This window comes from Bradyrhizobium sp. sGM-13 (genome assembly GCF_018398875.1).
Taxonomy (GTDB): domain Bacteria; phylum Pseudomonadota; class Alphaproteobacteria; order Rhizobiales; family Xanthobacteraceae; genus Bradyrhizobium.
Window position 1 is genome coordinate 172,444 of sequence record NZ_JAGWDK010000011.1, and the last position, 14,293, is coordinate 186,736.

Genomic DNA, 14,293 nt, shown 5'->3' on the forward strand with positions numbered 1-14,293 from the left:
GGCCGATGGAGGAACCATCGCCATGAGGATCAGATATCTTGCTGCACTTGCGATACTTGCCGCTGGTGCTGGACTGGCGGTCCATTCTCTGCCGCCCGAGAAGCAGTCCCCGCCTGCCCTTGCCCAATTGGCGAGCCTGCTAGCTGAATCCGCGGGTCCGTTTTTGCATCGGTCCGGTGGCTAACACCCGCCGCAGTCCCCGTCTCTTTGTCCGCAACCATTCGGGGACCGACCTCAACCGCACAAGCCGCGCAAGCGGAGCGGCAGGACGGCAATGCGATATCTCAAACTGGCAACCCTAGTTTTGGCAAATGCGCTGATAGGATCGCCCTCGTTCGCGCAAACCTGTTGCCCCGCCGGCTGCGCGCCAGAGGCCGATCGGTGCGTGACCACGGGTCCGCCGTGGACCAGATGCATTCCGATCGCCTGCGACGAGGGTACAAGAAGGCCGATCTCGGGGGCCTCTGACCCTGCGCGCGAGCCCCGAAAGCGCGCGGTGCTTGCTCGCTCGCTGCGCCCAGCGCGTACTTACGTGGCCCCACGTCAGATCCCCCGGCATTGCCCATTGATAAATCCAACCAAAGCACAAGTCGCCGAGGCGACCAATCAATGCGTGAACGCGTTGACGCGAAGTGCGCAATTGCGGAATTGCGTTTTCGAGGACGATGCTGGCAGGGCCGAAGACAAAAGAACTGGCCTGAGCTGCCCTGATCGTCAAGCTGCGCTTGCTAAGCAGTGTCTAAGACGCTGCGCCAATTACGCATCCAATTCGACCCATTTGGTGTGCAGCGGCAGCTATCCGAACACGGTCTGGCGTATCTCCTTTGGAGATATTTTGGCCGAGCCTGGCAATTCCGCGCGTGTAGACCTCTGCGGGCCTCGACTAAGAAGCATGTCCGCGAAAAAGCCGCCAACGGGTTGAGAGTGATGTCCGGCTCACAAGAAGCCGTCTTGCCAAGCATCGTCGGGCGACGTCGATACTCTTTTTAAAGAGGGCTTCGGCCCTCTCTTCGGTTCCTGCTAACGTTTGGTCCAAAGCACGTTGCGATAGATCGGCCCGATGTCCGCGGACCTTTCATCAGCGGTACTTGCCGTTCGGGCTGCCGTCACCGCCGCCATTGGAAGGTCTCACCTTCGACTAGATCGAGGAAACGCGTGGTGGCCGGGCCGAGGCCGCCCGATCGGATGCTGACAACGTGATCGTTCCCGAGGGCTTCTCCCTCCAACTGTTCGCAACAGGTCTGACGTTCCCGACTGCGATAGCGTTTTCAGATGACCAGGTGTGGGTGAGCGAGTCGGGAGCCGTGCCCGGCACCGTGCCGCAGATCGTGCAGGTCGGCCCCCGCGGCGAGGCGATCATAGCGCTCTCGAGTGAGCAACTGCCGGAAGGCATTCTGGCCGGACCAATTACCGACGTCACCTTCCACGACGGCGAGGTCTGGCTCACGCACCGGCAGATCGGCGCCAACGGTTGGCTGGTGGGCGCCATCTCCAAATTCGATCCCGCCAATCCGGTCGACAGCTTCACGACTGTGCTGACCAACCTGCCTTCCACCGGCGATCACTATGCCGAGGAGATCGCGTTCGATACATCAGGTCGCGCGTATTTCTCACAGGGGACCGCCACCAACTCGAGCGTTGTCGGGCCAGACAACGAGCTCGTGACTGGATGGCTGACGCAATTTCCGGATTTTCACGACTTCGCCGCTCACGATGTCGTGCTGAACGGGACGGAATTTCATGCCCCGCTTTCCGTGCCCGGACTCAACCCCGAAAATCAGGTGACGGCCCCGTTCATGCCGTTTGGCTCAGGCCCGATTGCGCCAGGCACCGTCATCCCAGCTGCTACCCCGCAAACACCGCAGGAAGGTATGATTGCGGGTAACGGAGCCGTGTACTCGTTTGATCCCGCGGCGGATGACCCCGCCTCCACCCTGACGCTCGAGGGGTGGGGGATCCGCAACTCTTTCGGCATAGGTTTTGACCCGTTCAACCCTGACCTGCTGTTTGCCACCAATAATGGTGCCGACATCCGGTCGGCTCCACTGGATGGACTCCGGGTCGTGGAGTCACGCCCGATCGCGAATGATTACGATGATCTGTTCACCATCAATGTTGGCGGCGACCCGGAATTTTTCGGATGGCCGGATTTCTTCCATGATCCCGACACCGGCGCCGTGCTGCCGGTCACTGATCCGCTGTTTGCCCAGGGCGAGCTGCCGATCAACCCGCCTGGTTTCGTGTTGGACCAGGATTTCCGGAACGGCTTAGAGGTCGAGCCTGCCCTTGCTCAATTCGAACTCCATTCATCCGCCAACAAGTTCGACTTCTCGACAAGCGACAATTTCAAATTCGGTGAAGTCGGAGACCTGTTTGTCGCAGAAACCGGTTCGTTCGTCCCTGTGACGGGGGCACAGGAGTTCGTCGGCTACAGCGTGGTCCAAGTCGATCGGGACACCGGCGCGGTGAGCGACTTTATCGTTCACACCAGCAATACGGCCGACGATATCTTTGATCCCGAGGGGTTCAACAAACCGATCGACGTCAAATTCCAGGAGGACACGATGTTCATCGTGGACTTCGGGGTGTTCGAGCCGGGTCTCGAGCTGGCAGAACCCGGAACTGGAAAGGTCTGGATCCTCGCTCCCGGTCAGCACGATGGACATCATGATGGACTGCTATTGGCGTGAAGTGCCTGGGTTTCCGGCTGCCGTCACTTCTGCGGCGTGACGGCGCAGCGCTGGTTGCAAAGAACTAAGGCCGCCAAAGAGGCGGCCTTAGTTGCTCTTAAAGAGGGATTCGGGCCTCTCTTCGGTTTCTGCTAACGTTTGGTCCAAAGCACGTTGCGATACATCGGCCCGATGTCCGCGGACCTTTCATCAACGGTACTTGTCGTCCTTGCCGTTCGGGCTGCCGTCGCCGCCGCCATTGCCTTTTCCATTATTACCCCTCGGCCCGCCATGGCCACCTGCCCCAGAATGAGCAATCGCATCAGAGGTTAGAGAGGTTGATAGCAGCAGCGTTATTGCTGGGGGCGTTACAGCCGCAAACCGACCAGCCGCCTTTAGGAAATTACGGCGGTCTTCGATCTCTCGTACCTCACGATCGTTCATGGTGATTGCCTCCGACAGGTTATGGATGCAATATTATACCGCATTTAGTTTTCAGAATTAACTATATTAAATCGTTCAATCGCCTTTAATTGCACCGAGCGGTTGGAACTTCGCGATTATCCTAATGACATTCGCATCGCGCCTAGGGAAAACGCATGCCTGAAGCGCGATATCGGTCGATTTGCCCGACTTGCCAACGCTCGATGACGCTTGAACTTCAACCGAGTAGCATGTCTCCACGCACGTTCCAGTGTCTGGAATGCGAGTGGCCCGCCCCGCTGAAGTCGCGGGTTTTTGCGGGCATCATCAAGGGTTGCAGCCGCTTGAATAAAACAAAAGAACGGCCCCAGCCGGGGGGCGATGGCTAAGGGCCGCTCAGGTCGGTGAATGCCTCGGCGGCGATGCACTCGACTATCCAAAAGTTCTATCGCGGCAAAGGTTCCGGCCCCAGCTTGCCTCCAGTTCCCGGCTCCACACAATCTGAACAAATATTCAGAATCGAGGAACGAAAATCCTGGCCATGGCTTAAGTCGGCGACCCGACATTGGTGTCGGTTTTCCCTGGGAGAGATGTTATGCGAAAGCCTGTTGACATCGACTCCTCCCATAGTCGCGCGATCACCAAAAAGATCGGTGAAGGACTACGCGCGTCATTCAAAGAAGATCGAGAGTTACCGGTGAGCTTCCGAAAGCAGATCGAACGGCACCGTCAATTAGAAAGCGAGGCGCAGCCTGGGTCGTCGCCTAATGACAAACCCTAATTGCCCAATCTGTCACAGCATCGGGTGGGTGTGCGAAAATCAGCCTGACAAAAGCTTGGGATCAAGAAATCGGCTGCATCTACGGTGTGGTATGCCTTGAAAATGCAATTCCGATGACGAGCCGGATATCAGTCAGGTGATGGAAGAGAAACCGCCGACGCGTCACTAAGGACAATCCGCGTAAGAATTGATGAACGGGCGGCATAGCGCCGCCCATTTTTGTTGGAATTGACGCCGGATTGCATCCGTTTTGATCCGCCCCGCCCGGCTTGACTTCGATGGCGGCGCCGCGTCACCGTCCGGCCGCCTTCACCGAGACCAAGAATCCCTGAAATGACAACTGCTTTTACCGTTATCCGAGACGCCACCCCTGCCGCCGACATCCCCCGCGGGGCGGTGGTCGCGATGGGCAATTTCGACGGCGTCCATCTGGGCCACCGGGCCGTGATCGACGCGGCCTTGCGGATGGGCCGCGCCCACGGCAAGCCGGCCTTTGCCGTCACTTTCGAGCCGCATCCGCGCAGCTTTTTCAGCCCGAACAGCCCCCAGTTCCGGCTCTCCGACGAGACCAACAAGCTGCGGCTGCTGGCCGGAACGGGGCTTGATGGCGCGGTCGTGATGACCTTCGACAAGACCCGCGCCGGAACCTCGGCGCAAGACTTCATTCACCATGACCTGATCGGGCGGCTCGGCGTCAGCGGCATTGCCGTGGGCTACGACTTTCATTTCGGCAAGGGCCGGGCCGGCTCGCCGAGCTTGTTGGTCAGCGAGGGGCCGCGGCTCGGCATCGAGGTCGACGTCCAGGCCCATGTCGATATCGACGAGCGGCCGGTGTCCTCCAGCGCGATCCGCATGGCGCTGGCGGAGGGCCAGATCGACGAAGCCACCGCCATGCTGGGCGGGCCGTGGTTCGTCAGCGGCGCGGTGATCCATGGCGAGAAGCGCGGCCGGGACCTCGGGTACCCCACCGCCAACATCCGCCTCGACAAGAATTGCAGCCTCAAGCACGGCATCTATGCGGTGCGGGTCGGCCGCGGGCAAGGAAAGGATCATGAGCGCTTCGACGCCGTCGCGAGCTTCGGCCGCCGCCCGACTTTCGACAACGGCGCACCGCTGTTGGAGGTGTTCCTGTTCGATTTCAAGGGCGACCTCTATGGGGCGGTGCTCGATGTCGCCTTCATCGGCTTCATCCGCGACGAACTTAAATTCGACTCGATCGACGCGTTGATCCGGCAGATGAACGATGACAGCGCGCGCGCCCGCGCGCGGCTGGCCGCAGCCCCCGATGCGTTTCCGAAGCTCGGAGTGATCGATTGAGTAAGACCGAAAAAGAAAAGATGCTGGCCGGCGAGCTCTATCGCCCTGGCGATCCCGAACTGCAGGCGGATGCCGCCGCCAACAAAGCCTGGCTCGCGCGCTACAATGCGGCGCTGGCTGCGCCTGTGTCCGAGCGGCATGCGCTGCTATCGGCCCATCTCGGCCGTGTCGGCATCGGCGCCGTGATCCGTCCGCCGTTCTTTTGCGACTATGGCTACAATATCCGGCTCGGCGATGAGGTGTTTCTCAACTTCAATTGCGTCATACTCGACGTGGTCGAAGTCACGATCGGCGACCGCACCCAGATCGGACCCGCGACGCAAATCTACGCCGCCGATCACCCGCGCGACCACGAGACGCGGCGAACCGGCCTCGAATTCGGCCGCCCGGTGCGGATCGGCAGCGACGTCTGGATCGGCGGCGGCGCCATCATCCTCCCCGGCGTCACAATCGGCGATGGCGCGGTGATTGGCGCCGGCAGCGTGGTCACGCGGGACGTCGGCCCGGGCGTCATCGTCGCGGGAAACCCGGCCCGATCGCGGCAGGGCTGACCGTCCGCCCGCCAGCAGGCTTTGCGATTTTCCCGGCTGGCTGCTATGGAAAGCCCCATGTTTGCGCGGTGCACCATCAGCATTAGGAGCCCGGCTTCCGCCTGAGCGTTCGCTCGGCGCAAGACCGGGATTTCTTGTTTCAGCCGCTACTCCCCAGCGTTTCAGCACCGTCTTCGAGCCAACCAGAGCATTCATGTCCCAACAGCCGCAAAAGTCCGACGTCACAGACTATTCGAAAACCCTGTTCCTGCCGCAGACGGAATTCCCGATGCGCGCCGGCCTGCCGCAGCGCGAGCCGGAGATCCTCAAATACTGGAACGAGATCGACCTCTACGGAAAGCTGCGCGAGAGCGCGCAAGGCCGCGCCAAGTTCGTGCTGCACGACGGGCCGCCCTACGCCAACGGCAACATCCATATCGGCCACGCGCTGAACAAAATCCTCAAGGACGTCGTGACCAAGAGCCAGCAGATGCTCGGCTTCGATTCCAACTACGTGCCGGGCTGGGATTGTCACGGCCTGCCGATCGAATGGAAGATCGAGGAAGAGAACTACCGCTCCAAGGGCAAGCCGAAGCCGGACTTCCGCGACTCCACCGCGATGGTGGCGTTCCGCAAGGAGTGCCGCGCCTATGCGACGCACTGGCTCAACTTACAGCGTGAGGAGTTCAAGCGGCTCGGCATCATCGGCGATTGGGACCACCCCTACGCCACCATGAGCTATCCGGCCGAGGCCCAGATCGCGCGCGAATTGATGAAGTTCGCCGCCAACGGCACACTCTATCGCGGCTCCAAGCCCGTGATGTGGAGCGTGGTCGAGAAGACCGCGCTGGCGGAGGCCGAGGTCGAGTACGAGGACTACACCTCCGACATGGTCTGGGTGAAATTTCCGGTCACCTCGCCGGCGCATGGGGCGCTGGCCGAGGCTTCCGTCGTGATCTGGACCACGACGCCGTGGACGCTGCCCGGCAACCGTGCCGTCTCGTTCTCGCCGAAGATCGCCTACGGCCTCTACAAGGTCACCGATGCGCCTGCCGACAATTGGGCGAAGACCGGCGATTTCCTGATCCTCGCCGATGCGCTCGCAGCAGAAGTGTTCAAGCAGGCGCGCGTCACCGCCTATGAAAAGGTGCGCGACCTGCCCGGCGATACGCTCGACGCGGTGGAATGCGCCCATCCGTTGAAGGGTTTTAGCGGCGGATACGAATTCACTGTGCCGCTACTCCCTGGCGACCATGTCACCGACGACACCGGTACCGGTTTCGTCCATACCGCGCCGGGCCATGGCCGCGAGGACTTCGACGTCTGGACGGCAAATGCGCGTGAGCTCGATCAACGCGGCATCAACACCACCATCCCCTACACCGTCGACGAGAACGGTGCTTTCACCGATCACGCTCCTGGCTTCACCGGCAGGCGCGTCATCAACGACAAGGGCGAGAAGGGCGACGCCAACGAGGCCGTCATCAGGGCGCTGGTCGAGACCGGCAAGCTCCTGGCGCGCGGGCGGCTCAAGCATCAGTATCCGCATTCCTGGCGCTCGAAAAAGCCGGTGATCTTCCGCAACACGCCGCAATGGTTCATCGCGATGGACAAAGCAATCACTCCAAACAAGCTGGTTTGGGGCAGTGGTGTGAATACCCCCATGACGCTGGCCGGCGATGACACTTTGCGGAACCGAGCTCTGAAAGCGATCTCGGTGACGCAGTGGGTGCCGCCTGCCGGCCAGAACCGCATCAACGGCATGATCGCGGGCCGCCCCGACTGGGTGATCTCGCGCCAGCGCGCCTGGGGCGTGCCGATTGCCGTGTTCGTGCGCGAGAAGGGCGACGGCTCCGCCGAAATCCTGCAGGACGAAGTCGTCAACCAGCGCATCGTCGAAGCCTTCATGGAGGAAGGAGCCGACGCCTGGTACATGGACGGCGCACGTGAACGTTTCCTGGGCGAGCGCGCCGGCGAAGACTGGAAAAAGATCGACGACATCCTCGACGTCTGGTTCGACTCCGGCTCGACGCACGCCTTCGTGCTGGAGGACCGCCAGAATTTTCCAAGCCTCGGCAACATCGTCCGCAAGGTCGATGGCGGCGAAGACACCGTGATGTATCTCGAAGGCAGCGACCAGCATCGCGGCTGGTTTCATTCCTCTCTGCTGGAAAGCGCGGGCACCCGCGGCCGCGCGCCCTATGACGTCGTGCTCACCCACGGCTTCACGCTGGACGAGAACGGCCGCAAGATGTCGAAATCGCTCGGCAACACCGTCGAGCCGCAGAAGGTGATGAAGGATTCGGGCGCGGATATCCTGCGGCTGTGGGTCTCCGCCACCGACTATGCCGACGACCAGCGCATCGGTCCTGAGATCCTCAAGAACACCATCGAGACCTACCGCAAACTGCGCAACTCGATCCGCTGGATGCTCGGCACGCTGCATCATTTCAATCCGTCCGACGCGGTCGCCCATGCCGAGATGCCCGAACTGGAACGCTTGATGCTGCACGAACTGGCGAAACGCGCGACAACCGTGCGCCAAGCCTATGCCGAGTTCGACTACAAGACGGTGGTCGCGACGCTAGCGGCGTTCATGAACAGCGAATTGTCGGCGTTCTACTTCGACATCCGCAAGGACACGCTCTATTGCGATCCGCCGTCGTCAGTGGCGCGCAAGGCGGCCCTGACCGCGATCGACATCATCTGCGATGCGATCCTGCGCTGGCTGGCGCCGGTGCTCAGCTTCACGACCGAAGAGGCGTGGCGGATGTACAAGCCGGACGCGGAAGCCTCGGTGCACCTGACGCTGTTCCCGGAAGGTTTTGACCAATTCCGCGATGATGCGCTTGCCGCCAAGTGGGAGACCATTCGCGACGTCCGCCGTGTCGTCACCGGCGCGCTCGAAGTCGAACGCGCCGCCAAGAATATCGGCTCGTCGCTCGAGGCCTCGCCGCTGGTCTATGTGTCGGACAAGAACATCTTCAACACGCTGCTCGACATCGATCTGGCCGAGGTCTGCATCACTTCGAACGCGATGGTGACCAACGACGATGCGCCGGCCAGCGCATTCAGCCTCACCGACGTGCCCGGCGTTGCTGTCGTGGTCGAAAGGGCCGTGGGCACCAAATGCGCGCGGTCGTGGAAGATCCTGCCCACGGTCGGCGAAGACGCCGAGTATCCTGACGTCTCCCCGCGCGACGCGCAGGCGTTGCGGGAATGGAAGGCGCTTGCCGAAGGCCATAAGCCGGCCGATGCGGCCGTAGCGGCTGCCAAGCCTGTCGCGTTGGTCGAACAGCCACCTGTAGAACAACCGCAACAAGCAGAGGAAGCGCCGGAGCAGGCCGGTTCAGGAAAGGTGACGGCGGACACGACTGCCAAGAAGGCCAGAGCCAGAAAGACTTTGGAAACCGCGGAGGCCGAGCAAGCCAAGAGCGAGGCGAAAGCCAAGAGCGCCCCCGAACTCAACGCCGAAGTTAAAAAAGCAGAACCCAAAAAGGCTGCAGCCAAGAAGGCCACAACAAAGAAAGCCAAGGCCAACAAGACCAAGGCCAACAAAACCACGGCCAAGAGAGCCAAAGCCAAGAAAGCGAAGGCCAAGAAAGTGAAGTTCGGGAAAGCCGCCAAATCCAAAAAAGCAGCTTCGGCAACGAAGGCGGCCAAGAAGGGAGCTAGGAAAGCAGTAAAGAAGGCAGACAAAAAGACTGCCAAGAAGGCGGCAAGAAAGTCGTCTGCGACAGCGTCGAAAAAGAAGAAAAAGAAGAAGGCGAGATAAGTGTCCGGCAAGGAGCGTTTCGTGACCCCTCACCTTCGCGCCGGCGCGGTTGCCGCGGTCGCGACGCTGGTGATCGACCAGGCCTCGAAGCTTTGGTTGCTCTACGTGTTCGACCTCGCCCACCGCGGCGCGGTCAGGGTCACGCCGTTCTTCGACCTGGTGCTGGCCTGGAACGTCGGGATCAGCTTTGGCTGGTTCCAGAGCGATAATCAGTTCGCCCAGCTCGCGCTGATGGCGATCAAGGCGATTGCGGTGATCGTGCTGGGGATCTGGATGGCACGCTCGAGCACGCTCCTGGCGACGCTGGCGCTCGGCCTGATCATCGGCGGCGCGGTCGGCAACGGCATCGACCGATTCGTGCACGGCGCGGTGGTCGATTTCGCCCTGTTCCACATCGAGATCGGGGGAAAAACCTTCAATTGGTACGTGTTTAACCTTGCGGATGTGGCCATTGTTGCCGGGGTAGCGGGCCTATTGTATGACTCGTTCCTGGGGGTACCCGCCGCAAAAGCGCCCTGATCCCGGCCGATACGACCCCTGCGGTCTGGAGCCGTTAGGCCCCTTAAGCACGGCCCCCCGCGTGTTACGGAAATTGTGAATGGGAACAGCGCGATGCGCGAGACCGAACCCCGCTTCTTCTGGATGATGCAGACCAGCTCGCTCACCCGGGCGCTGCGGTTCGCCGCCATCGCCCTCGGCATAGGTCTCGTGATGGCCGCTGGCCCCGTGCGCGCGGCTGACGACGAGGACGAAGACGACAAGACCTTCGAGGAAAAGATCATCGAAGGCATCATGCGCGGCCTCGGCGGCACCAACATGGAAAATCGCGGCATCGAATACCGCGAGCGCTCCCCCCTGGTCGTTCCACCCAAACTGGATTTGCCGCCGCCAGCCGCGGCCGCGGCCGACGCGAAGGCGCCGAACTGGCCAAAGGACCCCGACGAGCAGCGCCGCAAGGCGGCCATCGCCGCACGCAAGAAAGAGAACAAGGACCCACGTGAAGCGTCCCGCATCCTGACGCCGGCCGAACTGGCGGTGGGCAAGACCGGGGCGCCCGCGCGCAAGGACAATGATCCGGTGCAGCCCGGCACCACGAACTACAATCCGATCCTGAGCCCGTCGCAGCTCGGCTATAACGGCGGCTTCAGCGGCCTGTTCGGCGGCAACAAGACCGAGACGGCGCCGTTCAAGGGCGAGCCGACGCGGGAATCGCTGACCCAGCCTCCGCCCGGCTACCAGACACCGTCGTCCAATTATGCCTACGGCACCGGGCCGAAGGAATCGCTGAACAAGGAATACAATCCGGCCGCCGGCAAATATGGCGAATAGTTAAGCCGATCTCTCGCCATCGTGACGATAGTTGGTACCGGCGCGGTGTACGATGCCGCCGCTTTGATCCCGAGCGGTTTTGTCGGGTTACTTCTAACATTTGCGCGGATTCGTTTCGCAGGGCCGGTAACCAGCTTTGCGGAATTTTAGCGCCAGATAGGTCATGATGTTCTCACACCGTCTTGCCGTTTCTCTCGCTATAGCCCTCATCTCAACGTTTGCTTTCTCCGCCGGCAGCGCACTCGCCCAGACCACGGTCACGTCGGAACGTCCGGCCAGCTTCACCCTCGACAACGGCCTGCAAGTCGTGGTGATCCCGGATCACCGCACGCCCGTCGTCACGCAGATGATCTGGTACAAGGTCGGCTCCGCCGACGAGACGCCGGGCAAATCCGGACTGGCGCACTTCCTCGAACATCTGATGTTCAAGGGAACCGCGAAACATCCCGCCGGTGAATTTTCGCAGACCGTGCTGCGGATCGGCGGCAACGAGAACGCCTTCACCTCGCTCGATTACACCGGCTATTTCCAGCGCGTGCCGCGCGAGCAGTTGGCGAAAATGATGGAATTCGAGGCCGACCGCATGACCGGCCTCATCCTCAAGGACGAGAATGTGCTTCCCGAACGCGATGTCGTGCTCGAGGAATTCAACATGCGGGTCGCCAACAATCCGGACGCCCGGCTCACCGAACAGATCATGGCGGCGCTGTATCTCAACCATCCCTATGGCCGCCCTGTGATCGGCTGGCGCCAGGAGATCGAGAAGCTCGACCGCGAGGATGCGCTGGCGTTCTACAAGCGCTTCTACGCACCGAACAACGCGATCCTGGTGATCGCGGGCGACGTCGATGCCAAGGAAGTCCGAGCGATGGTCGAGAAGGCCTATGGCGGCATCCCGGCGCAGCCGGCCATTGCCGCGCAACGAATCCGCCCGCAGGAGCCGGTGCCGGCGGCACCGCGCACGGTAACGCTGTCCGATCCGCGCGTCGAGCAGACCAGCCTGCGGCGCTATTATCTCGTCCCCTCTTCGACGACCGCCGCGGCCGGCGAGAGCCCGGCGCTCGACGTGCTCGCGCAACTAATGGGCGGCGGCTCCAACTCCTATCTCTATCGCGCACTGGTAATCGACCGCCAGCTCGCGATTAGCGCCGGTGCCGGTTACCAGGGCACCGCGCTGGATCCCTCGCAGTTCTCGATCTCGGTTTCGCCGAAGCCCGGCGTGGAATTTTCGCAGATTGAGCAGGCGATCGACGGCGTGATCGCGGAGGTCATCCAGAACCCGGCCCGCGCCGAGGATCTCGAGCGGGTCAAGACCCAGTTGATTGCGGAAGCGATCTACGCCCAGGACAACCAGGCCACGCTGGCGCGCTGGTATGGCGGCGCGCTGACCACGGGGCTTTCCATCGATGATATCAGGAGCTGGCCGGACCGGATTCGCGCCGTCACCGCCGAGCAGGTCCGTGACGCCGCGCAGAAATGGCTCGACAAGAAACGCTCGGTGACGGGCTATCTGATCAAGGATACCGCGCAAAAACGCGAGGAGAAGCGCTCGTGATCCGTTTTTCGATTCCCGCGCAGCGCCTCGCATCCGCCCTGATCGCCGGCGCCGTACTGCTGTCGCTGGCGGCGAGCCCATCGCACGCTGCAGCCAAGATCCAGCGGCTGGTCTCGTCTGGCGGCATCGAAGCCTGGTTCGTGCAGGATGCCACCGTGCCGCTGATAGCGATGGAATATGCCTTCGCCGGCGGCGCCGCCCAGGACCCGGCCGGCAAGTCCGGCGTCGGCAACATGGTCGCCAGCCTGCTCGACGAAGGCTCCGGTGATCTCGATTCCAAAACCTTCCACGAGCGCCTCGAGCGCCGTGCCATCGAGCTGAGCTTTTCGTCGACCCGGGATTATTTCCGCGGCTCGCTGCGCATGCTCAAGGACAACAAGGACGAGGCTTTCGGCCTGCTCCATCTGGCGCTGACCTCGCCGCATTTCGACGCCGTCGACGTCGAACGCATTCGCGCGCAGGTGCTCTCCGGGCTGCGCCGCGACACCACCAACCCGTCTTCGCTGGCGAGCCGTAAATTCCTGGAAGTCGCCTTTGGCGATCATCCCTACGGCCGACAGGCCAACGGCACGCTCGACAGCGTGCCGAAGATCGATGTCGCCGACATGAAGGATTACGTCCGCCGCGTGATCGCGAAGGATAATTTGCGGATCGCCGTGGTCGGCGACGTCGATGCCGACACGCTCGGCAAGCTCCTGGACAAGACGTTCGGCGGACTGCCGGCCAAAGCCAGCCTCACGCCGATTGCCGAGGTCGAGGCGACCAAGCCGCCGCAGCGCGCGTTCGTGCCGCTCGACGTGCCGCAGACCGTAGTGACGTTCGGCGGCCCCGGCATTCGCCGCCACGATCCGAATTTCATGGCCGCCTATGTGGTGAACCACATCCTCGGCGGCGGCGGGTTGTCATCGCGGCTCTACAGGGAGGTGCGTGAAAAGCGCGGTCTCGCCTATTCCGTTTATCAATCCCTGCTCTGGATGGATCGCTCCGCGCTGTTCATCGGCAATACCGGCACCCGTGCCGACCGCGCCGGCGAGACGGTGGACGCGATCGAAAGGGAAATCCGCCGCATCGCCGAGGAAGGCCCGACCCAAAAGGAACTGGACGAGGCCAAGTCGTACCTCAAGGGCTCGCAGATGCTGGCGCTCGACACCTCTTCGAAGCTGGCGCAGGCACTGCTGCAATACCAGCTCGATAAGCTGCCGATCGACTACATCGAGAAGCGTAACGCCCTCGTCGATGCGGTCACGCTGGACGACGCCAAAAAGGCGGCGCAGAAGCTGTGGGGCCAGGGTCTGCTCACCGTGATCGTCGGCCGCGCCCCGCAAGCCGCCGCGCAGCCCGCCGCAGCGCCGCCGAGAGCGAATTAGGCCTTCCCCTTTCTCCATGTTCATGGCCGGGCTTGTCCCGGCCATCCACGTTTTCTATACGCTGATTAAGTCGTGGATGCCCGGGACAAGCCCGGGCATGACGACCTTTGGTGCCGCCATGCTGCGGGTTTCCCGCGATCTCACGATTGACGAAAACGACATCGAGATCGGCTTCGTCCGCGCCTCCGGCCCGGGCGGGCAGAATGTCAACAAGCTCGCGACCGCAGCCCAGCTCCGTTTCGACACGCGCAAGATCGCGCTGCCGGAGGATGCGGCCGCACGGCTGGTGCGGCTCGCCGGCCAGCGCATGACCAAGGAGGGCGTGATCGTGATCCACGCCCAGCGCTTCCGTACCCAGGAGCGCAACCGGGCCGACGCCATCGATCGCCTGCTCGAATTGTTGCGCGAGGCCCTGATCCGCCCGACGCCGCGCCGGCCGACCAAGCCGACCTTCGGATCGAAGCAGCGGCGGCTGGAAGGCAAGAAACGGCGCAGCGACGTCAAGGCGAAGCGCACGGCGCGCTTTGACGATTGAACCGCCGATCAC

9 protein-coding genes and 1 pseudogene are annotated in these 14,293 nt (G+C 62.2%); 9 read left to right on the forward strand and 1 reads right to left on the reverse strand.

The window, feature by feature from the left end; genetic code table 11:
• The first annotated feature begins 1,196 nt into the window (after positions 1 to 1,196).
• Positions 1,197 to 2,690 carry a glucose/sorbosone dehydrogenase-like protein gene (locus KJQ96_RS18935; RefSeq protein WP_213288069.1) on the forward strand — a complete coding sequence of 498 codons (1,494 nt, stop codon included), beginning with the start codon at positions 1,197 to 1,199 and terminating at the stop codon, positions 2,688 to 2,690.
• Positions 2,691 to 2,879: 189 nt separating this feature from the next.
• On the opposite strand, the gene KJQ96_RS18940 is transcribed toward KJQ96_RS18935, so the two are convergent.
• Positions 2,880 to 3,113: a hypothetical protein gene (locus tag KJQ96_RS18940; RefSeq protein WP_213288070.1), complete on the reverse strand. Its 234-nt coding sequence runs from the start codon at positions 3,111 to 3,113 to the stop codon at positions 2,880 to 2,882.
• Positions 3,114 to 4,206: 1,093 nt separating this feature from the next.
• Between KJQ96_RS18940 and KJQ96_RS18945 the strand changes: the two genes are divergently transcribed.
• The 8 genes and pseudogenes from KJQ96_RS18945 to arfB all read left to right on the forward strand — a co-directional run bounded on the left by KJQ96_RS18945 (position 4,207) and on the right by arfB (position 14,281).
• Positions 4,207 to 5,190: a bifunctional riboflavin kinase/FAD synthetase gene (locus tag KJQ96_RS18945; protein ID WP_213288071.1), complete on the forward strand. Its 984-nt coding sequence runs from the start codon at positions 4,207 to 4,209 to the stop codon at positions 5,188 to 5,190.
• Complete coding sequence (locus tag KJQ96_RS18950; RefSeq protein ID WP_213288072.1) at positions 5,187 to 5,741, forward strand: sugar O-acetyltransferase; 555 nt, start codon at positions 5,187 to 5,189, stop codon at positions 5,739 to 5,741. Before KJQ96_RS18945 ends, KJQ96_RS18950 begins: the two co-directional genes overlap by 4 nt.
• Before the next feature lie 193 nt (positions 5,742 to 5,934).
• Positions 5,935 to 8,952: pseudogene (ileS, locus tag KJQ96_RS18955) on the forward strand (isoleucine--tRNA ligase); the annotation flags it as partial.
• 564 nt (positions 8,953 to 9,516) lie between these two features.
• A complete protein-coding gene (lspA, locus tag KJQ96_RS18960; RefSeq protein ID WP_213288167.1) occupies positions 9,517 to 10,014 on the forward strand; it encodes a signal peptidase II in 498 nt (165 codons plus the stop codon).
• Positions 10,015 to 10,107: 93 nt separating this feature from the next.
• Entirely contained in the window at positions 10,108 to 10,824 is a 717-nt protein-coding gene (locus tag KJQ96_RS18965; protein ID WP_213288073.1) for a hypothetical protein, read from the forward strand.
• Positions 10,825 to 10,990: 166 nt separating this feature from the next.
• Positions 10,991 to 12,379 carry a M16 family metallopeptidase gene (locus KJQ96_RS18970; RefSeq protein ID WP_375293183.1) on the forward strand — a complete coding sequence of 463 codons (1,389 nt, stop codon included), beginning with the start codon at positions 10,991 to 10,993 and terminating at the stop codon, positions 12,377 to 12,379.
• Positions 12,301 to 13,746: a pitrilysin family protein gene (locus tag KJQ96_RS18975; RefSeq protein WP_213288075.1), complete on the forward strand. Its 1,446-nt coding sequence runs from the start codon at positions 12,301 to 12,303 to the stop codon at positions 13,744 to 13,746. Before KJQ96_RS18970 ends, KJQ96_RS18975 begins: the two co-directional genes overlap by 79 nt.
• A 118-nt stretch (positions 13,747 to 13,864) precedes the next feature.
• Positions 13,865 to 14,281, forward strand: coding sequence for an alternative ribosome rescue aminoacyl-tRNA hydrolase ArfB (arfB, locus tag KJQ96_RS18980; RefSeq protein ID WP_213288168.1), 417 nt, complete (start codon positions 13,865 to 13,867; stop codon positions 14,279 to 14,281).
• Positions 14,282 to 14,293: the final 12 nt, after the last annotated feature.